17 protein-coding genes, 1 tRNA gene and 1 pseudogene are annotated in these 25,258 nt (G+C 53.2%); 15 read left to right on the forward strand and 4 right to left on the reverse strand.

The window, feature by feature from the left end; translation table 11 throughout:
• The first annotated feature begins 101 nt into the window (after positions 1-101).
• The 12 genes and pseudogenes from RQ935_RS04895 (at position 102) to RQ935_RS04945 (ending at position 16,401) form a co-directional block, all read left to right on the forward strand.
• Positions 102-174: transfer RNA gene (locus RQ935_RS04895), tRNA-Ala, on the forward strand.
• A gap of 366 nt (positions 175-540) precedes the next feature.
• On the forward strand, positions 541-765 hold the full coding sequence (locus tag RQ935_RS09805) for a helix-turn-helix domain-containing protein (protein ID WP_169773848.1): 225 nt from the start codon (positions 541-543) through the stop codon (positions 763-765).
• A 540-nt stretch (positions 766-1,305) separates the two neighbouring features.
• Complete coding sequence (locus RQ935_RS04900; RefSeq protein ID WP_169773849.1) at positions 1,306-1,698, forward strand: hypothetical protein; 393 nt, start codon at positions 1,306-1,308, stop codon at positions 1,696-1,698.
• 132 nt (positions 1,699-1,830) lie between these two features.
• Positions 1,831-3,192, forward strand: coding sequence for an FtsK/SpoIIIE domain-containing protein (locus RQ935_RS04905; protein WP_169773850.1), 1,362 nt, complete (start codon positions 1,831-1,833; stop codon positions 3,190-3,192).
• Positions 3,189-4,451, forward strand: coding sequence for a UvrD-helicase domain-containing protein (locus RQ935_RS04910; protein ID WP_311497454.1), 1,263 nt, complete (start codon positions 3,189-3,191; stop codon positions 4,449-4,451). Before RQ935_RS04905 ends, RQ935_RS04910 begins: the two co-directional genes overlap by 4 nt.
• The gene (locus RQ935_RS04915) at positions 4,444-5,613 is read left to right on the forward strand and encodes a replication initiator (protein ID WP_169773852.1); all 1,170 of its coding nucleotides are present in this window, start codon (positions 4,444-4,446) and stop codon (positions 5,611-5,613) included. Before RQ935_RS04910 ends, RQ935_RS04915 begins: the two co-directional genes overlap by 8 nt.
• A 67-nt stretch (positions 5,614-5,680) precedes the next feature.
• On the forward strand, positions 5,681-8,824 hold the full coding sequence (locus RQ935_RS04920) for a putative Ig domain-containing protein (RefSeq protein WP_311497455.1): 3,144 nt from the start codon (positions 5,681-5,683) through the stop codon (positions 8,822-8,824).
• A 536-nt stretch (positions 8,825-9,360) separates the two neighbouring features.
• The gene (locus tag RQ935_RS04925) at positions 9,361-10,536 is read left to right on the forward strand and encodes a transposase (protein ID WP_311497456.1); all 1,176 of its coding nucleotides are present in this window, start codon (positions 9,361-9,363) and stop codon (positions 10,534-10,536) included.
• Between the two features lie 310 nt (positions 10,537-10,846).
• Positions 10,847-11,035 carry a hypothetical protein gene (locus RQ935_RS04930; RefSeq protein WP_311497457.1) on the forward strand — a complete coding sequence of 63 codons (189 nt, stop codon included), beginning with the start codon at positions 10,847-10,849 and terminating at the stop codon, positions 11,033-11,035.
• A 253-nt stretch (positions 11,036-11,288) separates the two neighbouring features.
• A pseudogene (locus RQ935_RS04935) lies at positions 11,289-11,810 on the forward strand (trypsin-like serine protease); the annotation flags it as partial.
• A 114-nt stretch (positions 11,811-11,924) separates the two neighbouring features.
• A complete protein-coding gene (locus RQ935_RS04940; RefSeq protein ID WP_311497533.1) occupies positions 11,925-12,812 on the forward strand; it encodes a cell wall-binding repeat-containing protein in 888 nt (295 codons plus the stop codon).
• Between the two features lie 151 nt (positions 12,813-12,963).
• Positions 12,964-16,401, forward strand: a complete 3,438-nt coding sequence (locus RQ935_RS04945) for a hypothetical protein (RefSeq protein ID WP_311497458.1) — start codon at positions 12,964-12,966, stop codon at positions 16,399-16,401.
• Here the strand turns inward: RQ935_RS04945 and RQ935_RS04950 are convergent.
• The 3 genes from RQ935_RS04950 to RQ935_RS04960 form a co-directional block, all read right to left on the reverse strand.
• Positions 16,398-17,627 carry a tyrosine-type recombinase/integrase gene (locus RQ935_RS04950; RefSeq protein ID WP_399532091.1) on the reverse strand — a complete coding sequence of 410 codons (1,230 nt, stop codon included), beginning with the start codon at positions 17,625-17,627 and terminating at the stop codon, positions 16,398-16,400. The two genes, RQ935_RS04945 and RQ935_RS04950, sit on opposite strands and share 4 nt — an antisense overlap.
• 744 nt (positions 17,628-18,371) lie before the next feature.
• Positions 18,372-18,644 carry a hypothetical protein gene (locus RQ935_RS04955; protein WP_311497460.1) on the reverse strand — a complete coding sequence of 91 codons (273 nt, stop codon included), beginning with the start codon at positions 18,642-18,644 and terminating at the stop codon, positions 18,372-18,374.
• Between the two features lie 14 nt (positions 18,645-18,658).
• Positions 18,659-18,868: a hypothetical protein gene (locus RQ935_RS04960; RefSeq protein ID WP_311497461.1), complete on the reverse strand. Its 210-nt coding sequence runs from the start codon at positions 18,866-18,868 to the stop codon at positions 18,659-18,661.
• Positions 18,869-18,964: 96 nt separating this feature from the next.
• Here RQ935_RS04960 and RQ935_RS04965 point away from each other — a divergent pair, with 96 nt between their 5' ends.
• The 3 genes from RQ935_RS04965 (at position 18,965) to RQ935_RS04975 (ending at position 24,712) form a co-directional block, all read left to right on the forward strand.
• Complete coding sequence (locus RQ935_RS04965) at positions 18,965-19,240, forward strand: hypothetical protein (protein ID WP_311497462.1); 276 nt, start codon at positions 18,965-18,967, stop codon at positions 19,238-19,240.
• A gap of 1,027 nt (positions 19,241-20,267) precedes the next feature.
• A complete protein-coding gene (locus RQ935_RS04970; protein WP_311497463.1) occupies positions 20,268-23,582 on the forward strand; it encodes a helicase-related protein in 3,315 nt (1,104 codons plus the stop codon).
• Entirely contained in the window at positions 23,579-24,712 is a 1,134-nt protein-coding gene (locus RQ935_RS04975) for a type IIL restriction-modification enzyme MmeI (RefSeq protein ID WP_311497464.1), read from the forward strand. The genes RQ935_RS04970 and RQ935_RS04975 overlap by 4 nt, the downstream gene beginning before the upstream one ends.
• A 25-nt stretch (positions 24,713-24,737) precedes the next feature.
• On the opposite strand, the gene RQ935_RS04980 is transcribed toward RQ935_RS04975, so the two are convergent.
• Positions 24,738-25,199 (reverse strand): hypothetical protein, encoded by a 462-nt coding sequence (locus tag RQ935_RS04980; protein WP_051014163.1) that lies wholly within the window; start codon positions 25,197-25,199, stop codon positions 24,738-24,740.
• Between the last annotated feature and the right edge of the window lie 59 nt (positions 25,200-25,258).

Here is a 25,258-nt window from a genome sequence, read left to right on the forward strand (position 1 = left end):
AAACTATATGAGGCACCACATCACCTACGCGCTCAAAATACATAAGGTACGCCGTTAATTTGCTGTCACCGCCCGGTTTATATATACTGTTTAGGCACTTCGGGGCATTGGCGCAGTTGGTAGCGCGCTTCCATGGCATGGAAGAGGTCAGGGGTTCGAATCCCCTATGCTCCACAACTTGTTTTTAGTATTATTTCAACGAAAAATCCCCGTTTTTTGGGTGGTTTCTGCGGGGTTCTGACCTGCTGGTGACCTTAATATTGTCCCGGTTTTGGTCTTGTTACCGACGTGGTTAACTGTCGCGGAACGGGTGTCCTCTTTACATGTCAGACGTATTTACGCCGGTTTTAAATCTGTGCCGAGCATGACGGATAATCTTTGTCCTGAACTGGGATGATGTCTCTGCACGCGATGTTTTTTAGGGCTGTATCCTGCCGATGCATTTTAAAAAATGGGTTCTGCACGACGGTCAAAATTTTTTTGTTGTTACTCTGTAAATGTAAGGCAGTTCCGGAACTCACTTACACAAAAAACACTGATATGAACAAAGAAAGTAGGCGTGTTGTGTCTTACTCTGATGTGTATCCGGACATTTGCGTGTTCACGGTTAATGAAACTGCGAGGCGTTTGGGTTTAAGTCGACGTAGCGTTTACCGGCTTATTGCTGATGGGCGGTTGAAAGCTGTACGCCTGGATGGCATCGGGTCGGGTGTGCGGGTCACTCCGGACAGTCTTAGTGCTTATTTGAGCAAAGCTATCCATTGAGCCACTGTTTATCCATATCCCCGCATATTTAAGGTTCCCAGTCTCCCGACCATTCTAGAAGGTGCGGGTTGATGCCTGGTCTTGGGCTTTGGTGGGGGCTGGTATTCCCCGGGCTGGCGGGTTGTTCGGGAATGGAAAGTTGCATTGTTCTGCTCTTTCTGTTAGCGGAACACGCGATGTACTGCCTCTGTTGCGGGAATGCTGCGGGTTTCCGCTGGCGGGGGGGTGTGGTTGCGGCGGCTGGGGGCTGTTTGGCCTGGGGTGTGGTTCTTCGAGTAAAGGAACGGTAGTCGGTGTGGGAAAGCTTTTGGGTGTGGCGGTCTGCCGTGCCCGTAGGGCTAAGGCAGACCGCCTGTTGGGTAAGGCTTTGACGTTCTGGATTAATGTTTCTTTCACAATGAGAGGCCGCATTATATCGGGCATCTTGCATCCCAGCACCCCGTCTAATAACTCTTTCCTTTCCAGGGGTAAATCGAACGATATTTACCACCAATGGAGCAGTCAAGAGGGCTGCTCCCCTAAACAGTAAGGAAAAGAACAATGGCTACGATTCCATTTGAAACAAATACGCCGCTCGTTGTAATGAGCGGCCCACGCCCTGCCTTTGTGTATGAGGGCGGGGTACGCACGGAGAAAAGGCTGCTGGATGCCTTGGGGCGCCCGCAGGCTAGGTTCTCTGGTGTCTCCATGATTGGCGAGGAGCCAACGGAAGTCACGGTGGAGCTTCCCGAAGAGGTCTCTGAACCGGCTGTTGTCGGCGGGACTGTCGTCCTCACTTCGTCTAAGCCTATGAAGGCTGAGCTGTCCGGCGGGGATTACGGCTCAGTCCGAGTGAAAATCATTGGCTGCGACCGGCTGGTTCCGGGCCCGTCTGCTGTGAAGGTATTCGAGCAGATAAAGGCAACTGCCCAATCGACACCTTCGCAGAAATAGTAGGCGTCCGCCTCACCAGTGGGGGCGGCCGTAACTAAATGTTCCGGTCGCCCCCGCCACCTCAAGTAATAACGGGGAGGCATCCCCTCAACATGCACAAGACAATCAATGAAACGAAAGGATTGAACAGAAATGTTTAAATCTTCTTATCTAAATCACATAGCATCCCGGGTTCTGTCTAAGACCTGGGTCACCTGTCTGTGGCTGCCAGTGTTGCTGCTTGCATGGGTTTTTGTGGAGCCTGCGTTCAGCTGGGCTGGCATCAAAGTCGTAGGTGTTGCGGCCGGGGTCTTTTTCCTGGCAGGTCTGGTTATTCCTCAGTTATGGTATGCGGTGCCGGTTCTAGGTGACATCTGGCGTGCCTATCAGAAACGTGCTGTACGCCGGGGCAGGGAGGCTCTTGCCGCGTGCGAGCTGGTGTCTAAGAGCGACGCGGAGTATTGCAAAGCGAGGCTTGCCGCTAACTTGTGGGAGTTCATTTGCCCTTGGGCTGCTGGGGGCGATGACGCAATGGTACTGGTGCTGATACGCAAGCATCTTGCCCGGTTTGGTGCCAGGGATTTCGAGCTGCTGGAGCACGACGACAGGACAGGGCGTTGGGTCATCCGGTTTTTGAAGCAGCCTGATATGGAGGCACCTATCAGGCAGAATTATATGCTCGCGGATTTCCCTAAGTTCAGCTTGGATGACTGTGGCATTGACTATGGTATTGACGATTTCGGGTACAAGCACCGGCTCAGTCTGCGTAACCAGCCGGGGATGCTGGCTGGTGGAATGCCAAGTTCCGGGAAAACCAGCGGTGCCCAGGTGATAGTCGGGTCGCTGCTTGCCTCTCCTAATGCGGAAGTGCACATTATCGACGGCAAAGGCGGGGCGGACTGGTCTTGGGCGAAACACTCAGCGAAAACATTCATCAGCGGCACCGGAAGTCTGAACCAGGTCATCAAGCTGCTCGAAGACCTGGTTCAGGAAATGGAACACCGGCAGGAAACCATGCTGGAATGCTACGGCGTGCCTGCTTTTTGGGACACGATACCCGACCCGACCTGCCCGGTGCTGTGCCTGGTGATTGACGAATGCCAAACGTTGTTCGACACGCGTGGGGCATCGAAAGAGGATAAAGGCAACCTGGAGCGTATTACTGCACTCGTCGCGGATTTAGTGAAGCGGGGACGCTCCTCAGGGGTATTCCTCATGCTCATGACCCAGAAACCCACCGCCGACGCTATCCCTACGGCTATCCGTGACAACATCGGTATCAGGGCTTGTTTCCGTGTGGCGACCCGCGAGGCGGAACAAGCGGTACTCGGGTATCCGGCAGAAAACACTCTGTCCCTGGCATACACCATCCCCTCGGATAACCCCGGCCAGGCAGTAGTGCTGGAAGACGACGGACTCAGGCACAACGTGAAGTTCTACTACGTCCCGCAGTACGTCCTGACCCGTTTCGCTGAACAGGCGGAACAAGCAGCAGAGGAAGTAGTGGCACTGTGACCTCGGAACAGAACGCTGTTTGCGAATCGAACGCCGACCGGGTGCGGGTTCTTGCTGGTGGCGGCACCGGCAAGACCCACACCATGGTCAACTTCGCCAGGCTGAATCCAGATAAATGCCTGATGATTGCTTACACCAACGCCAACGTGGGGGTGTTCCAACAGCGGATTAGCAGCCCCCTCGTGGAAGTATGTACCGCCGATTCTCTTGCTTTAGGAATCCTGCGGGAGCATCCTGATTTACAAATCCCCAGGATTGACCGTCCCCAAGCCGTGGACAGACTGGCGGGTGAATGCCTGGCCGGAGCTTTTATCCCCAACACTCCGGGGAACCGTAAAATCCTTATCTCAGCCATGGATTATATGCTCGCCAGGCTTTACTCTTTGGAAGGTTTTACTTCATCCTCTTCTAGCCTCCCAGCAGCAAATCTGGCAGAGCTAGTGGAAACACTGTTCAGTAAGCTCGCGAAGAACCGCTTAGCCACCTTCAACATTTGGGAATACCTCGCCGTGTATCTCCTGGAAAGCGACCCAGTATTTCTTGCTCGGCAATCCAAGCGTTGGGCGACCATCATCGTAGACGAAGCCCAAGACATCACGCCCCTGCTTGCCCGCCTCATTAAGCTACTGTCCGGAAGCTCCCGGCTGGTCATAGTCGGTGACCCGTGCCAAGAAATCTTCTGCTACTCCGGGGCAGGAATCCCCTGGTTCACCGACCCGGGATGGGAAGAATACCACCTCACCACCAGCTTCCGTTCCGCACCCGAAATCCTAGAAGTGGTGAATCGGACAAGGACTGATGGTCTTACTATAACCCCTGCCAACCCAGGTGTATCCGGCACAGTGGAACGATGGGACTATCAACCAGGCAAGAGAGATTGGGACGACTTTTTCGCTTCTGAAATCTCTTCTACCTTGGAGGCCGGAACGGTCGCTGTGCTTGCCGATACTCACGCAGAACTCGATAATGTAGCAGAAATCCTCGAAGACCACGAGATTCCATACCTGCACAACAATCCCAACGAGTCAGACGCCACCCCGGCATCCCGTAGGTCGAAAGAGGGGACGGTGACGCTTTCCACAATCCATTCCGCCAAAGGCATGGAATGGGATTCGGTGCATGTGGCAGGTATGGGTTCCCTGGTTCACCCAACAGTTTTAGCTGGCCGCCAAGAACGCAACATGCAGCATGTCGCCGTTTCCCGCCCTCGAACACATTTGTCCATGTATTTCCAGGAAGGAGCCACCCGAAATGTATAACAACGAGGCAACCAAGGCGGCGAAACTGTTCAAAGAATCCCGCCAGTTCTGCTCTTGCCCCCACATCTATAAGGGACAGTTCTATAACTGCAACAGCCGCTTCTCTGATATCTGCCCCCATTGTGCCTTGCTGTATCGGAAAGATTGGCTGATAATCTGCAAGTCCGGCTGTGTGCCATGGGACGACATTCCCCAGGAAACCATTAAGAAGTACACGTTCTATTTCCTAACTCTTACTGCCCCCTCGTTCGGTGAAATCCACTTTGTTCCCAACACGGATAGCGGCTCTAAGGTGTGTGCCTGCGGCAAGACCCATACCGAAGAAGACCTGCATTTGAAAGGTGTTCCAGTAGACCCGAGCACCTATGATTACGAAGGACAGGTGGCATGGAATTATGCTGCCGCCCAGCTATGGAGAAATACCTACCGGGCATTGAGAAACAGCTTCGAGACTCTCGATTTTTTCCGGGTATGGGAATGGCAAAGTCGTGGTGCTCTCCACGTACATGTAATCCTGCGTATAGAAGCCAGCGAAGGCGTAATGCCCAGCAAAATAAAAGACATCGCCCACAACCAGCACACCGGGGAATTCGGCTGGGGCGACCAGATAGACTGCCAGCCTCTACCAGACGACAACGAACGCGAAGACCGCACCAAATACCTGATTAAAGCCGTGTCATACAGTGCGAAAACCTGGGGAAGGTTCATCAAATCCAGGAAAGGAGACAACAGCCTAATCAGCAAGCATTACCGCCGTCTGGACAAAGCTGCGAGGAAAATGGAATGCCCCAAATGCGTGAAAGGTGAAACCTGCACGGCTGCCTGCCACAACAACTTTGGCTCTATCGTGCGGATAATCTCGAACTCACGTAAAAGCAAGAACACCCCCGGATGGTCACTGAACGGCACAAACAGGAAATTCTTGAGACAACGCCGCCACGACTATTACGTCTCTAACTACGACTGGCAGGAAACTCAGATTGGTATGGCACGAGCCAAGAAAGCACGCCACAAACTCGCCAACATCAATTCCAGCCCGCAAGACATCGCAGCCAGGTTCGCCAACATCACCGCCCGATACTACAAACCCGGCACAACCCGTCCCGGCACAAGGAACCATCGCTCCAAGCCCTCCCTGGCAGGACTCCCCGCCCCGTTCTAACCGCACCGGGTCGCCCAACATGCAGCCGTATTCCATCCATGCCTCGGCGACCGGTGACAATAGCGGGGTGAACGCCACCCCAATTACGGCCACAGTAAGCGGTTTGCCTCAAGGCGTCACCTATACAGTGACCAGGGATTCCGGCTCCGACCGGCGTGGGGTCACTGTTGCATTCAGCGGCACCGCGAAAAAGCCGGGGGTTTACCCGGTCACCGTGAGCTTCGAGAGGGCTAATACAACCGGCAGGGGAACGGTGAGTAAGTTCAACATCCACGTCTCCGACACCACCGCCCCGGTCATCCAGCCCATTTCAGACAAAACCTTGAAGACGGATTCTAAAATCACTCCCGGCAAGAACCGGGTGAACATTCCGTTCCAAATCACCGACAATTCCGGGGTGTATATCGTCAGTTCAGTAACCGGTCTGCCGAAAGGATTGTCCTGGACGAAATCCGGTATCACCGGGAACATCGACCCGTCCGAAACTGGGAAAACTTTTGACGTGACGGTGAACGCCGAAGACACCATCATTCCGGGGCATCCGACGCATGAAATCAACAAGTCTTCGGAGTCTTTCCGGATTACTGTGGTGGACGGCACGGAGCCGGACATCGGCACCACCGATTTCGCGGGCTTAACAGACCGGCTGGAGCCGCAGCCTGGGCAGGTCAGCCGGGAGGTCAGTTTCGAGCTGGTCACGGGCGACAATTCCGGGATTAATCCGGACGTGTCTTTCTCTCGCCCGCTGCCGGACGGACTGAAATACGACAAGTTCACGAAGATGATTACAGGCAGGCTAGAGCCGCACACGTTCCTGCAAACCCCGTATCGTTTGACCGTCACTGCGAAAGATACGGCGGGCAACGTCCGCAACAAGTTGATGACCGTAACGATTTCGGACGGTACTGAGCCGCAAATCACGTTCACCGACCAGACGGCAAACACGGGGGACAACTTCTCTTACACGTTCCCGAATGTTTCGGACAATTCCGGCAACAAGCCGAAAGTGACGTTAGAAGGGATTCCTCGCGGCCTGGGATGGAACGACGTGTCCTACACCCTGTCCGGGACTATCCTGCCGGAGCTGGCCAGGAACAACGGCGTCAACAAGATGACGGTTGTTTCTAGCGACCTGGCGGGCAACTCGACTAACCCGAAAGTGTTCACCCTGAAAGTCATCGACACGACCCCGCCCGAGATTCCCGAAATCATCAAAGACGAACACGGCAACCCTCTGGTTGTCGACGGGCTGCATGTGTTGAATGACGACACCACCACCACGGAGGACGTGTATACCAGGCAGATTGTCGCCACAGACAATTCCGAGTCCGACTTGAAGTATGACATCAGCGGGCTGCCTTTAGGGATAGGGTACGACGAGGACACCGGGCTGATTTCCGGCATGACGAAGAAGCCAGGAATTTACCCGATAGACGTGAAAGTGACCGACCCGTCAGGCAACACTTCTGTCGGTGCCAGGTACCACCTGACTGTTTTGGACAAGACCCCGCCGTCCATGGTCGGTGACCCGCAGTTAACAGGGGAAACCTCCGTTAAGAACGAGGTGGAGCTGCAATTCAGCGACAACGACGGCTTCCCGCCCTCTCTGGAACTGGGGCAGATGCCGCAAAACAACGCAACCCAAAACATCGCCACTGAGGTAGTTCAGGACCCCGCCACGGGGCTCACCACTCTGAAAGTGACGGTCATAGCCCGCACCCCGGGAGTACGGGAGTTCCCGGTCACAGTCACCGACCGTGCAGGCAACGCCTACACGGACAAGGTTGTGATAAGCATAGTAGACACCACTCCGCCGACTATCTCTGGCGGCCCCTTCAGATGCGAGACCGGCAAGCCTTGCAACAAGAAAATCAATGTCAGCGACAACTCCGGCGGTAAAACCACGGTGAATGTGGATAATCCGGGGCAACTGCCGCCCGGTGTGACTATTGACGCGGACGGCAACATCACCGGCTCCACCGACAAGCCCGGGGAATACCGGGTTGACGTGACGGCTAAGGACGAGTCCGGCAATGAGACGAAAGCCGTCGTGGTGATTATCGTGACGGACTCCACCCCGCCGACCGTCACGATAGACGGCAAAGATACCAGGGACAGTAATGCCGAATACACTTTAGAAGTTGGAACCCCGATAAACCCGATTAGGTTGGAGACCAGCGACAACTCCGGCGAGGCCACACGCCTGGAGTTCGGGCCGCTGCCTGATGGGCTGCAATTCGCCCCCGACCGTAAAGGCGGAACCATTTCGGGCACTCCGACCAAGACCGGGGACTATACGACTCACGCCACCCTGACAGACCCGTCGGGCAACATTACTAGGTTCACTATCCTGTTCCACATCATCGACACCACCGCCCCGAAAGTGACCGGCGGGGAAGGCTCCAAGATAGTCAACGGGCACATCCAGTGGACTGTGGAAGCCGGAACCGATATAGAACTGAAAATTAATGTGAAAGACAACAATCCCGGTGTGAAGCCCCTGGTTTCTTTGGCTTCCGGGAAGCTGCCCGATAATACGGAGCTCAGCCAGGACGGCGTGTTGAAAGGAAAGCCGCGTGACATCGGAGTCTACAACTCTATTTGGCGTGTAGCCGACCCGGCAGGCAATAAGACCGACATACAGGTCAGGGTGAACGTTGTAGACACCACTCCGCCGATGATAGTCATGCCGAAGACGCTCTCCCTGCCCGCCTGCGAAACAATGGTGAACCTTACTTATCCGATACAGATTCTGGACTCGGCACGCAACGGAGCCGTGGAAGTCACTAATACGACGGGTGCCCCCGACGGGCTGAAATACTCTCATGCCGACTTCATCAAAGACCGCCAATTCTTCGGAATCCTAGGCAAGAAAGCGAAACCGGGAACCGTCTACCATCCGGAGTTCACGGCACGCGACAAAGCCGGGAACCTGGCTACTGAGACCGGAACCATCAAAATAGTGGCCTGCACCCCGGAAGAAATCGAGAAAGCCCTGAAGAATGCCCCGCAAGTCCCAGACGGGCTGCGGGACGGCTACCCTAATGCCGACATCTCCGGAGGCAATAACGTCGGCGGCAACATCGGGCCGCGTGCCTCCGCCGGAACGCTCGCGAAAACCGGCGTCGCCCTCGGCTCCCTCGCACTGGTAGGTGCCATGGCCGGGCTCGGCGTGCTAGTCGCACGCAAGTCAAAGAAACAGATGAAGTGACGTTGTTCCCCCGCTCTTGACGGTTCAGGTTGGGGGCGGGGGCGAACGTTCGACCGTTGTCGATAACTTCCTAATAAGTTTTGAGAGGTTATCGACAACGTGACGTGATATTCTTGTATGTGGGAGCACCTGCTCCGCTGTAACGAAACAGGCGCTTATAGACAGGGCTTCTATTAGGAGCCGAAAATATATTCAATAATGTCTTGGGTCATCTCCTTCAGCTGCTCGAATAGCTAAGGAAAGTGACCCAGACTTTTATCAAGTCATCTTGTCTCCGTCTTTTCTTCGACTTTGATATTTCTGCCTATCTCGACGCCACATAGACAATGCGGATGGGGCGGGCGGATTCCGGCGGCTTTTAGGGAGTTTTTATTAACAACTAACCGAAGCCCCATACTACGCCAACAATAAACGCAACGATATTAGTGCCTGTGAGCAAAAATATACGTCGCAAACAGGAGGGTAAACTCCCGTATTACATCGTCGCTAGCCAAATACGAAAACTATTCACCGAGTATCTAGGGCTGGCGTAAACAATGCTTAAGGGTAACCGAATCCGGCTGTATCCAACGGAAGAACAGGCACAAACGTTTTTCCGTTATGCCGGTGCATCTAGATTTGCCTACAACGAGTGTGTTGCCTATTGCAAAGCACAATATCAGTCAGGACGTACCGACCTAGTAAAACAACCGGAACTACGCCAGCATTTGCGGGATTTGCGAGACAACACGCCAAGTTACGAGTGGTTGCGAGAGATTCCCGAAGCCGTTGTGAAACAAGCAACAAAAACTTTTGATAAGGCTAGAGCCAAGGCTTTTAAGAAACAAGCCAGGTTCCCGCGTTTCCACAAGAAGCAGCCCTCAAAAGCAAGTTTCTATCAAAGAACAGAGAGATTTCACACCACCAAAAACGGGGTGAAGATTACCGGAATCAAAGAGCCTGTTTATGTAAAGTTTCGGAAAATCCCAGACCATGTGCTGAATACCCATGTTGTTTGGGACGGTAAATACTGGTATTTGTCTTACACTTACGAAACCGGAACTGAACCAACTAAACCCCGTAAACACGGAGACACTCTTGGTATAGACCTTGGAATCAAGAATTTTGCTGTTGTTTCTGACGGCACAGTATTTTCAAACATCAACTACTCTAAGGAGGTGAAAAAGCTAGAGAAACGCAAACGCCACTTACAACGCCGCTTGTCTAAGAAGTTAGAATCGAACAAGCAAGGGACGAAGTTTGTCCGCACGTCTAACTCAAACAAGCTACAGCGTAAAGTTGCACTAATAGACAGGAAATTAACCAATATACGTTCGACTTACATTAATGAAGTTATCAAGGACATACTTTCCGCAAGACCCAAACGGATTGTGATTGAGGATTTGAATGTAAGAGGAATGCTGCGAAACAAGTATTTGGCTAAGTCTATCGCTAGTCAGAAGTTTGCAGAATTCACGACCAAACTTGCTCAGAAGTGCGAAGAAACAGGTATTGAACTGGTGAGGGCAGACCGTTGGTATCCCTCGTCAAAAACCTGTTCCGGCTGCGGGTTCAAGAAACAAAACTTGTCTCTCGCCGAACGTGTTTATGTCTGTGAGCATTGTGGTTTAACGGTTGACCGTGATTTGAATGCGGCACTTAATCTTGCGAACTACCCGTCCGTTGCGGGGAAGTTATGCCCTGGGAGAATCAAACCAACCTTAGTAGCTTGAGTTTACTCAGACGAAAAGGGATTCGATGAATAGGGAATCAGATGACAGCTCAATAGGTTTTGGGAGGTTATCGACAACGGTCGGGAATAATCCGCAGTGGGCCGGACATACCGACGATGCAGATTTGGTCTAACGGTATCGCGTGCTCAGGAACCAAAATTTCTCCTTACCATGTATTAACAGCAGCACAGTATCTTAAATTCTTAATATAAGCGAACATTGCTTACAAGAATAATCTAAGATTCCAGCCGGTGAACGGCATTCTGGAAATCTATGCGGATGAAATCCACGCCGGGACTTTATTCGTCAGATGAAACGCAACATCGAAAAATTTGACGGAACCACGCTCCCAGAGCCCAAGAATCCTGTGGTCGCCGGGGTGAACGAAACCCCGAACGTTCCGGCAGACGACAGCGGCGGGCGGGGCGGGGATGCGGCTGGCGATAAGGAAAACAGCGAAATCATGAGACGGCAAATCCCCGGTCACTTTTTACGGTGACCGGGGTTGCTTTCCCCGTAAAACCGCAGGAAGGGGCGGTGGTATAGACAGCTCCTTTATTTTTCGTGGAACCAATCGTAGAATTTTTATCAGGAGGTCGGAAAAGCCGACCGGGCAAGGAAAGGAGACGAAAATGAAGCACGGACGCAAGCGAATTGTCGGCTTTTTCGTAGGATTAACTTTAGCAGCAATGGGGGTGCCTACTGTAGCTTTTAGCGTCGGAAACAATCCGCAGTGGGGGCAAGACATATCGATGGTGCAAATAAACTTCAATGGGGTGTCATGTTCCGGTACTAAAATCTCTCCTTACCATGTGTTAACAGCAGCACATTGCTATTATGTAGGTAATCCTAATGTAGGTGTCGTGATTACATCAGATTCCGGAATGCGTATATGGGATTCTAATTCGACCAAGTTGTATCACAATGGCCGGAACATAGCTTCTTGGTCAGTCTTCCCGGACGGAAGAGACCTTGCTTTAATCACCACAAAGACACCTTTGTCTGGGGCCATTGCTAATGTCGTGAATGTAGACACTATTAAAGACCAATTATCATCTATGCAAATTAAGGCGTGCGGGGAACGTTTAATCGACAGCAATGGAAACGCAGTCGATGGCGGAAAAGACAATGCCTCCTGTGCTGTATTTGGTGGAGCAACTACAATTAATTCTAATTCTGTTTACTCCGAGTCTGTATGGACTACGGCTGGTAATCCTGTAGAACATGGAGATTCGGGTGGCGGAATTTTCGCAAATGGCAACTTGTTTGCTGTGCTCGCTCATAATCCTACTGAAACCAGCAGCAAGAGCAATTCAGTAAAATATTCCGTTCTCGGTGCCCTCATTGACTCCGCCGTTTACTCTTGGCTGCAAGCACATGGGGTGCCGTTGAGCAACCAGCAACCCCAGCAGCCCAAGCCCCAGGGCATCCAGGTAGGCAAGTCGCGTATTGGTGGTATCACTCGTGTTTCTACTTCCACAATGCTGCTAGATAACGCCGCGAACAAGTCCGAGGTGGTGTTGGCTACGGGTCGCAACTTCCCGGATGGTCTGGTGGCGGGTGCCCTGGCCGGAGCCTCCAAATCCGGCGTGGTCCTGACTATGGGAACCACTGCTATTGAGCCGGAGACTCTAAGCAAGTTGAAGTCCGTGGGAACCAGCAAGGTCACTATTGTCGGCGGAACCGGTGCCGTCAGCCAAGGTGTGGAGGATTCTCTGAAATCGGCGGGAATCCAGGTTGTGCGTATTGCGGGAACCGACAGGTACGATACGGCTTTCAAGGTGTACGACTACATGAAGAACACCGGGAAACTAAAGACCAGCAGCGTGTTCGTCGCCACTGGCAAAAACTTTCCTGACGCCCTGGCGGCTTCCGCAGTAGCGGCGAAAATCGGTGCGGCGGTTATCCTGGCGGACACCCCGGAGCAGGTGAATCGCGTGGCGGGAACCTATCCGTACGCAGTAGGAGCACAAACCAAGGCTCTTATGTCGGAGACTGTCTCCATGTCAGGATGGTTCGACGGCAAAGACCGGTATGACACCGCGAACAAGCTGGTGAATTGGTCGCGATGGAAGGGCGGCGACACCGTGATGGTGGCTATCGGCACGAACTATCCCGATGCATTGGCTGCTGGCGGTTTGTCCGCTTCCACCGGACAGTTGCTGGTTTTGGCGAATCCCAACTCCAATACATTGAAGGTTCCGGCTGGTACTAAAAATCTGGTGTTCATTGGCGGGGAAGCCGCTAACCCCGACAAGTACGCGGTCATTAACTGATAAGTGAATACGGTGAACCCCGGTTGCTTCCCATAGCGACCGGGGTTTTTGCTTGCCCTGTCGGTTGGGTGCCCCGAAAAACTCGCATCGAACGATATTAGGAGTACAAAGGCTCGGTTGTTTTCCCGGTTTTGGAAGCGAGGAGATAGAAATGGGAACCATCAGAAATAAACTTTTGGCGGTTATTGCTGCGGGGGCGTTGTCGGTGACTGCTCTGGCTTCGATAACGCCGTTCACCGAAAATCCAACAGACCTGCCCCAGGCGAATGCCTCTGGCAGCTTGAAGTCCACTACGGAAGGCGGTGGGAAAGGAGCTCCGCCCTCGTGGTATGGGAAACTGGCTGGTAAATGGAACGAGTGGAAAGCCCAAGGCAGTGCCTATCTGGAATTCAGCGACCAGCCAGATAGCGATATATTCAATAAGGTTGTGCCTGACCCGGGCAATTCAAAACCACCGGAAGACGTTCCTAAGGCTCCGCCCTCCGGCACCGGCAATATGGTTCCCGCCAATCAGCCTGCCGGTGGCACGCCTACCCCGGGTTTGTGCAAATGCACCGAGTGGAGTTACACGACCAACTCTAAGGGCGAGCGAGTGCGTGACAAGTGCCTGGAAGCATACCGCTCCGTTGACGTCCACCGCCGTTTGACCGTGGGGTACTTTGCCCCAGGACAGGTGCAGAACTGGGGGTCTTTGTGCGAGCTGCCTGGCCCGTGGATGCTGGACAACGAGGAGAAAGGCATCCGCAAGGAGCTGAAAGGCAACTCCATTATTGAAGCGTTTTTGGCGTACAAATACGGGCGGATGGACGACCGTGACCTGCATCAATATTTTACTGAGAGGTACCCCAAGGATTTCCCGAACCGCAATTTTAAGCCGGAAGTTGACGTGCAACTGATTTCGGTTGCTGGTGCGGGCATGACTCAAACCCCGGCCGGGCGTGAAGCCTGCGACTACTACGCTCCGGGAGTGAACGAGCCGTTCGAGAACTACATTAAGGAAACCGAGAGCTCTCTCAACAATTGGGATGGCGGGGCCTACGCGGCTGCCGACTTGGGAGGCGGCGATGGTGCGTCCTCGAAGTACATCGCGGTGAAGCGTGGTGGAGACTTGTGGGGTCAGATGGACGCCTGGTGGAAGTCCCACCCCAACTACGTGATGGCATCCCCCGGTTGTATCTACAAGTTTTCCATTAAGGCTTCCGCGACCGACGCGGGTGCGGCTGGTCGCTGCGTGACCGCAGTCCAGGCGTGGAGCGACCAGATTGACGGGCCAAAGACCTCGAACAATCAGACCCGCGACATGCTGTTGAAGAAGACTGAGTTCGGCGACCGGTCTATCGACTTGACGCCGGGGAAGAACCGCATCCACTGGGCTAAGAACAATGACCCTGACCCGGATACTTCTCAGGTGATGACTGATTTCGGGGTGCCTTACGACAAGACCGACGAATACAAGAACTCTGAGTTTTATAAAAACGCCGCGAAAGGTATCGGCACCGGTTTCCAGGGAGAAAGCGAGCCGAAGCTGAATTATAAGACGGGAGTTTTAGGAAACAGTGCTGATTTGGTGTGGGCGTGCGACAACTCCTACTTCCAGTTCGGTAACGAAGGGCAGATGAAGGCTGCTGGGGGCGACTTTAAAGACGGACTGCATAAGCCCGGCGACGACCTCGGAACCACCCCTATCGGCACCGGGAAATACGTGCAGGACAGCGACGGGAAGCCCGTGTTCCACCAGGACACGGAGACCGGCGACATGGAGGGTGCCTTAAAGAACATGGTGGATTCCGGGTTCCTTGAAAAGGCAGACCGGGACATGATTCTGAAAGGGGCGAGGGCACAGCAGTTCGGCTCCGACACCTTGTCTAAACAAGGCGGGCTGCCGCAGGCTGACGAGAACGGCAACGACGGAACCTCGTACGTATGGAGCACTTCTTCGGGCAACGAAAACACCCGTATCGGCAACAAGAACTACAGAAACTGGGTGTGGAAAGCGACCACGAAAGGCATGATTGACGGGGCTGACCTTGACAAGATAGAACCGGAAGACCTAAAGAAAAACCGGGAAATCTTCGAGAAACCCCTCGTGAACCCCTTGAAAGGCTACGCGGAAAACGTGACGAAAGCAGACACGTTCTTTAAAGGTCTGGACGGGATAGACTCGGTTTCTGCCGGGCAGTCTTCTAACTTCGGCAAGGGCGGCAAGTCGGACAACACGATTACTTTCGGGCGTTCTCTCCAATACGGCATTACTACGCATCGTGCCGCCGCGAACGGGGTGCCTAAGAAGGGCGGGGTGGATGTGCAATCCCAGTTCATCCCGTTCCCCCCGGGGGCGTTCGGACGTTGGAAAGGCTACGTGTGGTCTGAGGTCATTAATCCGATAATGACCATCGATTCTGACGGCACCGCCATCGTAAACAATAACCTGAACGGTGAGGAAGCGAAAGAGCAGTACTACCAGACCATGGACCTAATGAACACCTGCAACTTCGACGATTCTAAGTTCTACTACGATTCGGGACGTAAAGGCGTCGGGGCGGAAATACCGGAAAAGGAAATAGTTAACCCGCGTACCGGCTTACCTTACGCCTACAACATGTCCGACTGTCTCGCGGTGCCTGGCGTAGGTATCTCCGGCACAGCCGTCAGATGCGAATCCAACCTTTCTAACCTGAAAAACTCGACCGATGAGAAGTCCGCGTTAATACCGTCCAGGCCGACCATGTTCGGCAACGCCAACGGGTTCGTCTCCGACTGGGGGCAGACCGTCGGGGGCGTGAAGTCCGTGAAGTTAACAGCTACTGATGAGAAAGGCAACTCGAAAACCAGGTTCGTGGACTCCTCCGGACGTATCACCATGAAACGCGACGGCACCCCGGTCACGTTAACGATAGCGAAACCAGTAGTGGTCGCGTCCAACCCGAAACAGTTCTTGCCGAAAGCGACTTATGAGGTGTACAACAAGGACACCGGGAAAACCAGGACGGAAACCAGGGCGGCACAGGGGGTGTATGGAGCGGTTAAGAGTACGCCATCCAACGTTCGTATCATCGAAACCGATGTGTATATGAAGAATGGTGGAACCCCGTTCGCTGACTCCCGTGGAGCACAGGACGCCATCAAGGACAACAAGATTACGGAAAAGGTAGACCCGTATGAGTTTGCTGGAACCGCGATGCTTATTGACGGCGATGGTAAGAGTGTGGACTTCAAGTCCGGCACTTACAATAAACCGAAAGCTGAAGACCAAAAGTTCAAGGTACGTACTAATATGGACTTGATGGACTTCCGTGTGGCTAAGCGTGAAGGCGACAAGTCTGTGCCCGAAAAGGAGGCTTTCGAGCCGCGTCTGCTGCCCGGCACCTATATCGACGTTCCGAGTGCGGGAGCCGGTGGCGGACTGGTAGACCCGACGTCTATCAACCGCGATGCGTCCAAGGCACTGTTTGACAAGATGGGCAAAAACGACCGCAACAAGTGGTGGAAGTACACCCTGCCGGGCAACTCAACCCAGTTTGATGTTGCCGCGTTCTGGAGGAGCCAGGAAGGCAAATACCAGCAGTTGCGTGCGGGCGTGAAGTCCTAAGCGGCAGATTTCTTAGCCTTGTCCCGCCTAACTTTTTTCTTCTTGGCCTCTCGTTTTTTCGTTTCGGCTTCTTGGGTTTCGTGCATGGATTTCGTGAGTTGCAGTAATCGTTCCTCTTCTGCGTGTTGATAGACCATTGCTGCTTTTGAAGTGGATTGCCCCATGAATGCCTGTATCTCTCTAACAGTTGCACCTTGTTGGGCAATCTTCGTGGAAGCGTGGTGACGAAGACCATGTATTTGCAGTTCCGGTCGTCCCGCTGCCTTTGCGGCTCTTTTGTACCATCTGTTAAACGTAGGGTGTGGCAGGAAGTCCCCATTTTTTGTTGCAAAAAGCAGCGAATCCGGGGATTCCAGTTTTTCTACGTGCTCAGCGATTTCTTCTGCCAACGCACCGGTAACTGGCACTTCCCGCACTCCTGCCGCCGATTTCGGTTTTTTAATGATTCGCCCTTTATTAGCGATTTTCACTACTGCCTTGTTCACGTCCAAGTAAACTGCTTCAATCTTTCCAGGCGTTCCATTCTTTGTCTCTGTCCGGCGAATTTCTACGTCTTTCTTGGTGATGGAAGTAAGCTCACCCCAGCGGAGGTTAGCCCAGGCAGCTATCTTTACCGGAAGCACGTATTGGGGTCTGTGCTCCTGTAGGTAGCCTAGAATCTCGTCCAGCTCTGCGTCAGTAGGCATCTGCCGGTCGTTACCGGTTCTGGCCTGGCTACCGCCTTTCACCTGGCAAGGGTTTTTAGTAAGCAACCCCTCATCCACCGCAGTCTGCATAATTGATTTCAATAGAGAATATGCCCTCGCTGTGGTTGTCTTCTTCCCCGAAGCAATACCGCGACTCCACCACAACTGCACCTCCGCCTGGGTAATGTCACTGACCCGCACCTGGTGGAACTCTTTCATACTAGCCCGAATCAAGCTCAAGTATTTATCCTTAGTAGAATCGCTAAGCAACCCCCCATGCGAATTCTCCCGTGTCTCGACCCAGTTGTTCGCGTATGTCTTGAAGTTAACCGAACCCCGGATTTGTTCCTTAATCTGTTGGCTTGGCGGAGTCCAAATCCCGCGAGCTATTAAGGTTCTCTGGTCAGAAAGCCAATCTAATGCTTGCCCCTGGGTGATGAACGTAGACGAGTAGCGTTTGCTGCCGTAGAAATACCGAGCACGATATTTGCCTGTTCTTTGCCCCTGTCGAGGGGGTATCATATCTATACTGCCCCACATGGGTTTGGTCTGATTTCTAGCCAATTTAACCTCCTAAAACTATGACCTGCTAGTGACCTTTTATACGTCCTATAGTGACACAATATGGCAAAATAATCAACGGAAAAACAGTTTTGTTATAACAAGAGAATAGCCTTATATACGTTCGCAAAGTACGATTTTTGCGAGGTCAAAGCATCAATCAGAAATGTGTCAAAATTATGAGCATAGGGGTTCGAATCCCCTATGCTCCACGTGACGAAATCGCGGAAACCTTTGGTTTTCGCGATTTTGGCATTTAGGGACCCTATAGGGGATTCGAACCCGAGAGGGCTGGCACCACCCGAAAACGCGACAGCGTTTTCAGGTGCCAGCGCGAGGAATCGAAGATTCCGAGCGTAACACGATTTTCGCAGAAAATCGTGGAATCCCCTATGCTCCACGTGACGAAATCGCGGAAACCTTTGGTTTTCGCGATTTTGGCATTTAGGGACCCTATAGGGGATTCGAACCCGAGAGGGCTGGCACCACCCGAAAACGCGACAGCGTTTTCAGGTGCCAGCGCGAGGAATCGAAGATTCCGAGCGTAACACGGTTTTCGCAGAAAATCGTGGAATCCCCTATGCTCCACCACAAACCCAAAATCGCAGCTCGCGCCCTTTTGCGTGTCAGAAAATCAAGCAAAAACCACCCACTTCACCCGTCCGCCCAACCTTGACTGTGTTTGCCATAACCTTTTGGTGGAGCTGCCGGGTCGCAATCAGGCTAGATGCGGTCAGCGTAATAGGATTGCGCGCCTTGCCGACTCATGCCGAGCAGTCCACCGATGGCTTGCCAAGTGATGCCCTCGCTGCGGGCTTTGCGTACCGCATCAATCAAGTCACGCTCCGCCGCTTCTTTCCGATCCCGGGCCGTCTGGATGAGCCGTAACACCTCTCCCTCGTGAATGGCGTGAGCATTACGGGTGATATCTGCCGGATCCGCCTCGGTAAATCTAGCCGCATATTGTTCATCAGTGAGTTGTGTTTCAGTTTTCATCTCTTATCACCCTTTCATTGGAAAAACTTTGGTCTCGCACTCATCGCGTGAAACACGACGCCATCACGGTTAGTAAGGACTTCCAGGATGTTCCCCGCCTCGGTCGGCCCCAAGTACAGGGTCACTTCATCATCAAGGTCGAGGATTCGCCATGCGTTACGGATTGCGTGAGCAATTTCCGCGCGGTCATATCCGTGTTTAAACGCACTTTCCTTGAACTCCACATGTCAATTATACTTGACACAATACTACGCGTCAAGAAAACTTGCGGGAATTCTATGCCATGCGGGGCAGACCGTTGAACCGGTATCACGACAACTGTGACTGCGTTCCAGTACCGGTGGTTGGCATATGGGGGAAAGTATCTCGAGTGCTTTGACACCTATCTTCCAAAGGTTTACGGGCGAGCAGGATTTGAAAAAATCGCGGCTGTTCCGTTTGATCCGAACTTTGCCCCTGAGGGATGGAGTTATGAGGACATGGCGGAATACAATGGAGGTAAGCCGGATGCCGTGTTCATAATACCGATAGGGAGTGGAAAAAAGTTTAGGAGGTTTGATGCCTGGGACAGCGCTGAATCCTATGCAACCAATTGAACCCCCAGACTGGTTATTAGACAGTTCTATTGCTAAAAAGCAATGGGAGAAGATGAATTCCGAAGAACGTGATTGGGTGGCAGCAAATGCTGACGAAATTCGGGGCGAATACAGCGAAACGATGCCAACGACAATCTTAGGTCTGCTCTACGCTGGGGCTTGATAGAGGCTATACTCGGGGGGTCAGCCCGCCAGGCTACGCAGTAGGAGATTTTTTCACTACGGGAAACCGGAAGCGGGCCGGGTCGCTGAGGCCGGATTGAAGCCCTCGCTGCGGGTTTTGCGTACCGCATCAATCAAGTCACGCTCCGCCGCTTATTTCCGATCCCGGGCCGTCTGGATGAGCCGTAACACCTCCCCCTCGTGGATGGCGTGAGTATTACGGGTGATATCTGCCGGATCCGACTCGGTCAATCGAGCCGCATAACGGTCATACCCGTGTTTGAAAGCACTTTCCTTGAACTTTACACGTCAAATATATTTGGCAAAAAGTGTGCGTCAAAAAACTTGTATCCGTGATAGCTCACGATTCAGGCCAGATCCCCGCTTCACATTGTTAGAAATTGGGGATTAAATCGGGGTTGGTGGTCTATATAACCAGCAACCCCGATTTAATCCCCAATTTGCAACGCCACCCGGAGTGAGCAGCGTCGCCCGGAAGCGTCCCGGGTTTCACCGAACCTCGTGAAAGAACACAACCTTGGAAATGTCGCTCATTTGCTCAGCGCGAAATACCCTTAAACCAGGCCAGTTATAAGGAAACCTACATTATTACCACGTTTCGCGCCGTGTTACGTGAGGTCCCCCAACACCCTTGGGAATAGTAGAAAACACCACGAGTATCGCCGTGGCGAATTCAGGCGGGGCTAAGCCAGTAGAGTAGAGCATTCCCACGGTAAAGTAGAGGTGAGTACTTTCTGCAGATTGGAGGGCTGCACATGGATGAAGGCGAAGCGGAAATACGTTTGGTTCTCCAGCGCCGGCGCGACCAAATTATAGGAATCTATCCTCCATTAAGGAGCTACTAATGACCGAGATTCTGGATAATCTTTCTGAGAAAACCAAGATTGGGCTGCGAGCGCAGCGTTATCTCGAAAACTTCGAGCGGATGGATGTGGCGACGGGCTATTTCAACCTGCGTGGCTGGCGGGTGTTTGCGAACCTGGTGCAGGACAAAATGCAGAAAAACCAAACTTTCCCGGTGGCCCGTATCTTGATTGGCATGGTGCAGCGTTCCGAGCATGACGAGATTCTTGATGTCCTGCAAAGCGAAGCCGATGGGATGCCAAATCTTGAAGCGGATCGTGAAGTGGCGCAGAAGCGTCGCGAAGTCCTTGTCCGTATCTTGCGGGCCCAGTTGGAAAAGGGCCTACCAACCTCCCAGGACCGCGCCACTTTGAAACAGCTCTACAGCCAGATCCAGCAGGGCGCGGTGGAAATCAAGGTATTTTGCCGCAAACCTCTACATGGCAAGACGTATATCTTTCATCGTGATGATGTGGCGAATCCGATTGCGGGTTTTGTGGGTTCGTCGAACCTAACGTATCCGGGTTTGATGTCGAACTTGGAGTTGAACACGGACGTTACGGATAGCGACGGCGCGGCGAAACTTGCCAAATGGTTCGAAGACCGGTGGATGGACAAGTGGTCGCTGCCGGTCAAGGACGAATTGCTGGAGGTGCTGGACGAATCTTGGGCTGCGCCCGAACCGCGCTCGCCGTATGACGTGTACTTGAAGGTCTGTCACGACCTTTCCAAGGACGTACGGGAAGGCAACCAGTATGCGATTACCCGTAAACTTGAGAGCCAGTTGTTGGATTACCAGGCCACAGCGGTGAAAACCCTGACGCGTCGGGTGATGACCCAGGGTGGCACCCTGTTGGGTGACGTGGTGGGGTTGGGTAAGACACTTACGGCGATTGCGGTGGCTTGTGCGCTGAACGAGGAATATGGCTATCAGCCTTTGGTGGTTTGCCCGAAGAATCTGCAAAAAATGTGGGCCGAGCATTTGAAGGCGTACGACCTGTATGGAACTGTCGTGCCGTATTCCATGAGCCACACCTTGGCGGATTTGCGTCGTTATCACTTTGTCATCGTTGATGAATCGCACACGCTGCGTAACCAAAACACCTCAACATACCGTGACATTAGGGATTATATTACCCGTAACGAATCCAAGGCATTGTTGCTGACAGCAACCCCTTTTAACATCGATTTTCAAGACGTGGCAAATCAGTTGGGTTTGTTCATCGATGAAAATGATGACTTGGGGATTCAACCGGTGGTGGCCCTTTCTCAAAACAAGATTTCGGACCGCAACGAGTTTGGGCTTTCCACGTTGGCTGCTTTCCGTAAGTCGGACGAGCCGGAGGATTGGAAACGCCTGATGGGTGAGCACCTGATTCGCCGGACCCGCACTTTCGTAAAAAACAACTATGCAAAGACCGATGCTAAGGGCGATTATCTGGAGTTCCCGGATGGCTCGAAGTCGTACTTCCCCAAGCGTGTCCCGAAACCCGTGGACCTTGAGTTTGACGAAAACGACCCGGCCCGGCTGATGATTGATGACGAAACCTTGGACGCTATTGCGAGCCTGCAACTGCCACGTTACAACCTTTATGCTTACGTTTCCCCCGAGCAACGCGAGAAAGCAGATGATGACGAAAAACGCATCATGGATAACTGGGAACGCGGTCGAGGCATGGTGGCTGGGTTCGTGCGGACAAGCTTCTATAAGCGCCTGTCTTCGTGCGGACATTCTTTCATTCTCTCGCTCAAACGTCACCTAGAACGCAACGAGCTCTATGTTTACGCCCTGGACAACAACCTACCCTTGCCAATAGGGGCGATTGACCCCTCCACAATGGAAGAAAACACGGACTTCGGCGAGGAAGCCCTGGACACGGCACTGGAGGATGAAGAAACTGAAGCCTTTGATGCCGAGAAGAAGTACTGGGCGATTCGTAACAAGGACAGCGCTGCCCTGCAATGGTTGCCCGCCCCGTTTCTGGATGACCCGCTGCGTGAGGACCTGGAACGCGACAATGCGGTGATTCGTTCCATGCTGGCCCGTTACGGCACATGGACCATGGAAAAAGATTCCAAGCTGCGCGGTTTGGTGCGCCTTACGACCCAGACACATCCCAACGACAAGGTGCTTATCTTTACCGAGTACAAAGACACCGCTAAATACCTTGGTCGCGCACTAAAACACATGGGTGTGGACGGGGTGGAAATCGCTACCGGGGACACCCCGAATCCGACTGCGGTAGCGGAAAGATTTTCACCAAAATCTAACGCGCTACTGATTGCAGCGAGACAATACCTAGAGCAGACCACTGCAGATGCAGCGGAGAGCGGTGACAGTTTGAATGAAATCCGGGTTTTGGTTTCTACAGACGTCCTTTCAGAGGGGCAAAATCTGCAGGATGCGCATATCATCGTGAACTATGACCTGCCTTGGGCTATTATCCGCCTGATTCAACGCGCAGGACGTGTTGACCGTATCGGTCAAGAATCTGACAAAATCCTGGTCTATACGATTTCCCACGGCTCGGTGGAAACCCAGTTGAACTTGCGGGAGCGGGTCAAGCGGCGTTTGAAGCAAAACGCGCTCACGTTTGGTTCGGATGAAATGTTTTTCAGCGAAGAAGACACAGCGGTCATCCGTGACCTTTACAACGGGAAAATGGATGACTTGGACAGTGAGGAAGACACGGACGCGGCATCGGTGGCTTACGAAATCTGGATGCAAGCCACCAAGGACAACCCAGAGTTGGCAGAGCGGATTGCGAACCTGCCGGACTTGATTGATGCGACCCGCCGCGCCAAGGACGAGGAAACTGAAAAGGTAACGGCTCATGTGCAAACCGAATCCGGGCGGGATTCTTTCGCATGGATTGAGGCCGCGAATGGGGCGATTCGGGTGCTGACGGGGCACGAAGCCTTGCGCGTGTTCAAGGTTGAGCCCTCCGAGCCTGGATTGGAGCGTCTGGAACATCACGACGACTTGACGAAAGTGCTGATGCACTCGGATATGTTGCGTAACGCTAACGACCAGCAGGGCCGTCTGCGCGGGGAACGCAAATGGATTTGGCAACGTTTCTCGAACACTTTGGACCTTTCCAAGGACACAGTGTTGAACGACGCCATCGAATCGGTCTATCAAGCACCACTCACCACAATGGCGATAACTCGGTTGCGTTCAGCGAAAAGCCACCGGGTTGGTGATGAGGAAATCCTCACGATTATCCGCGCCCTGCACCTGCGTAGTGAACTGGTTTTGGACACGCGCGAGGACGACCGAGTTCACATTGTTTCTCAGATAGGGGTACGCAAGTGAGCGATAACCTGCAAGCACTGGTTGATGCCCGGGACTTTGACTCCCTGTTTATCGAAGAACTGGGATGGTCACGTCCTAAACGACCCGAGATCCTCGAGGTGGACGGGGTTAAGCTGACCAAGACAGCAACCCACAAGGGCCTCGACGTGTGGGTATGCCAGGAGCTGCCCAGCCGCACCTTACAGCTGCTTATCAACCAAAAAATCTCAAAACAGAGTGCTGAACGCCTGCTCATTTTTGCTGACGATACGGCCCAGGATTGGCGCTGGCCACGCCACACCAGCCTGTCATCGGTCAGCATGAAACTGATGACCTACCGCTACGAACTGGGCAACACCAACCAGTTCCACGGGCTGCTGAAGCGTCTTGAGGCACTGACAATCGTAATCGGTGAGGATCCAAGCTTGCTTGAACTCATTGCCCGTCTGCGCGAGATCTTCGACAACGAAGCCGAGACCGCTTCCGAGGAAGCCGCACGGTTGATGAAAACCCTCTATGACGATTTTGCGGAAACAGTCATGGCGGACAAAGAAATCAGCCACCTTCTGGCTCGGTTGCTGTTCCTTTGGTTCGGCGATGACACCGGTATGTGGAAGAAGAACGCCTTCCAGAACTGGCTTATCAAATACACGACCGCCACCAACCTGAACGAGAAAATCCAGGAACTGTTTGGGGTCGTGAATTCCAAAGAAACCGACAAATACTACTGGAACCTGGCTGGTTACGGCGACGCGGAGTCCGAGTACAACGGCTTTCGTTACATCAACGGCGGTCTATTCGAGGAAACCATCGAAATCCCGCCGCTAAATGACGACACCCGCAAACATATCCTGGATGCGTGCGATTACAACTGGTCCATCATCAGCCCCGCCGTGTTTGGCTCCATGTTTCAAACCGTCAAAGACGCAGCCCAACGCCGCGCCATGGGGGAACATTACACGACCGAGGAAAACATCCTGAAAGCCCTGCGCCCCCTGTTCCTGGACGAACTGCACGAACGTTTCGAAAAGGTCTACGACAACAAGGGTCAGTTGACCAGACTACGCAACGACATCGCCAAGATTCATGTCATGGAAACTTTCATGTCACAACGGATACAAACGCGCGCCAACTACGATTTAGCCGCTTGACTGGTTCACTTCCAGCGAGCGAGGGTCATGGGCCGATCTTCCGGGAAACGAAGAGCTTGCGGTAATGGGGATCCCCGTCTTTACGCGGGTAATAGTGCCAGCCAATTCCTGCCCAAAACTCGTCAGCGCCTTCGGAGAAAGCGATCAAGGGGTAACCTGCGTAGTGGCTGATCAGATGCCTTGCAAACTCAGCCCCATAGTGCTGTCGGCGAAGGTCATGGCGGATTTCAAAGAACCAGATCTCTTTGGTTGGCACCGTCGAGTCAACTCCGATATAGCTATCGGAGAGCGGCCAATCTGTCACCTCAGCGCGCCCGACTTCCACACTATCGGCAAGAAACTGGATGTACTCTTTGCCACCCAGGGTGTCGTCGCCGACTCGTCCAGCCCTGTCGTGCCACCAGCGGTCATCGAATCCCTCGACCACCTGGAACGGCGTCACGTAGTCCTCAACTTGCTGAAGAATTTTCAATTGTAAGCAATCCACCACTCCAAGACTACGCGAGCGCCCACCAGGTTCTGGCAGGCGCTTAGATGTGGATACTG

Origin of the sequence: uncultured Mobiluncus sp. (assembly GCF_963511525.1) — a bacterium.
Taxonomy (GTDB): domain Bacteria; phylum Actinomycetota; class Actinomycetes; order Actinomycetales; family Actinomycetaceae; genus Mobiluncus.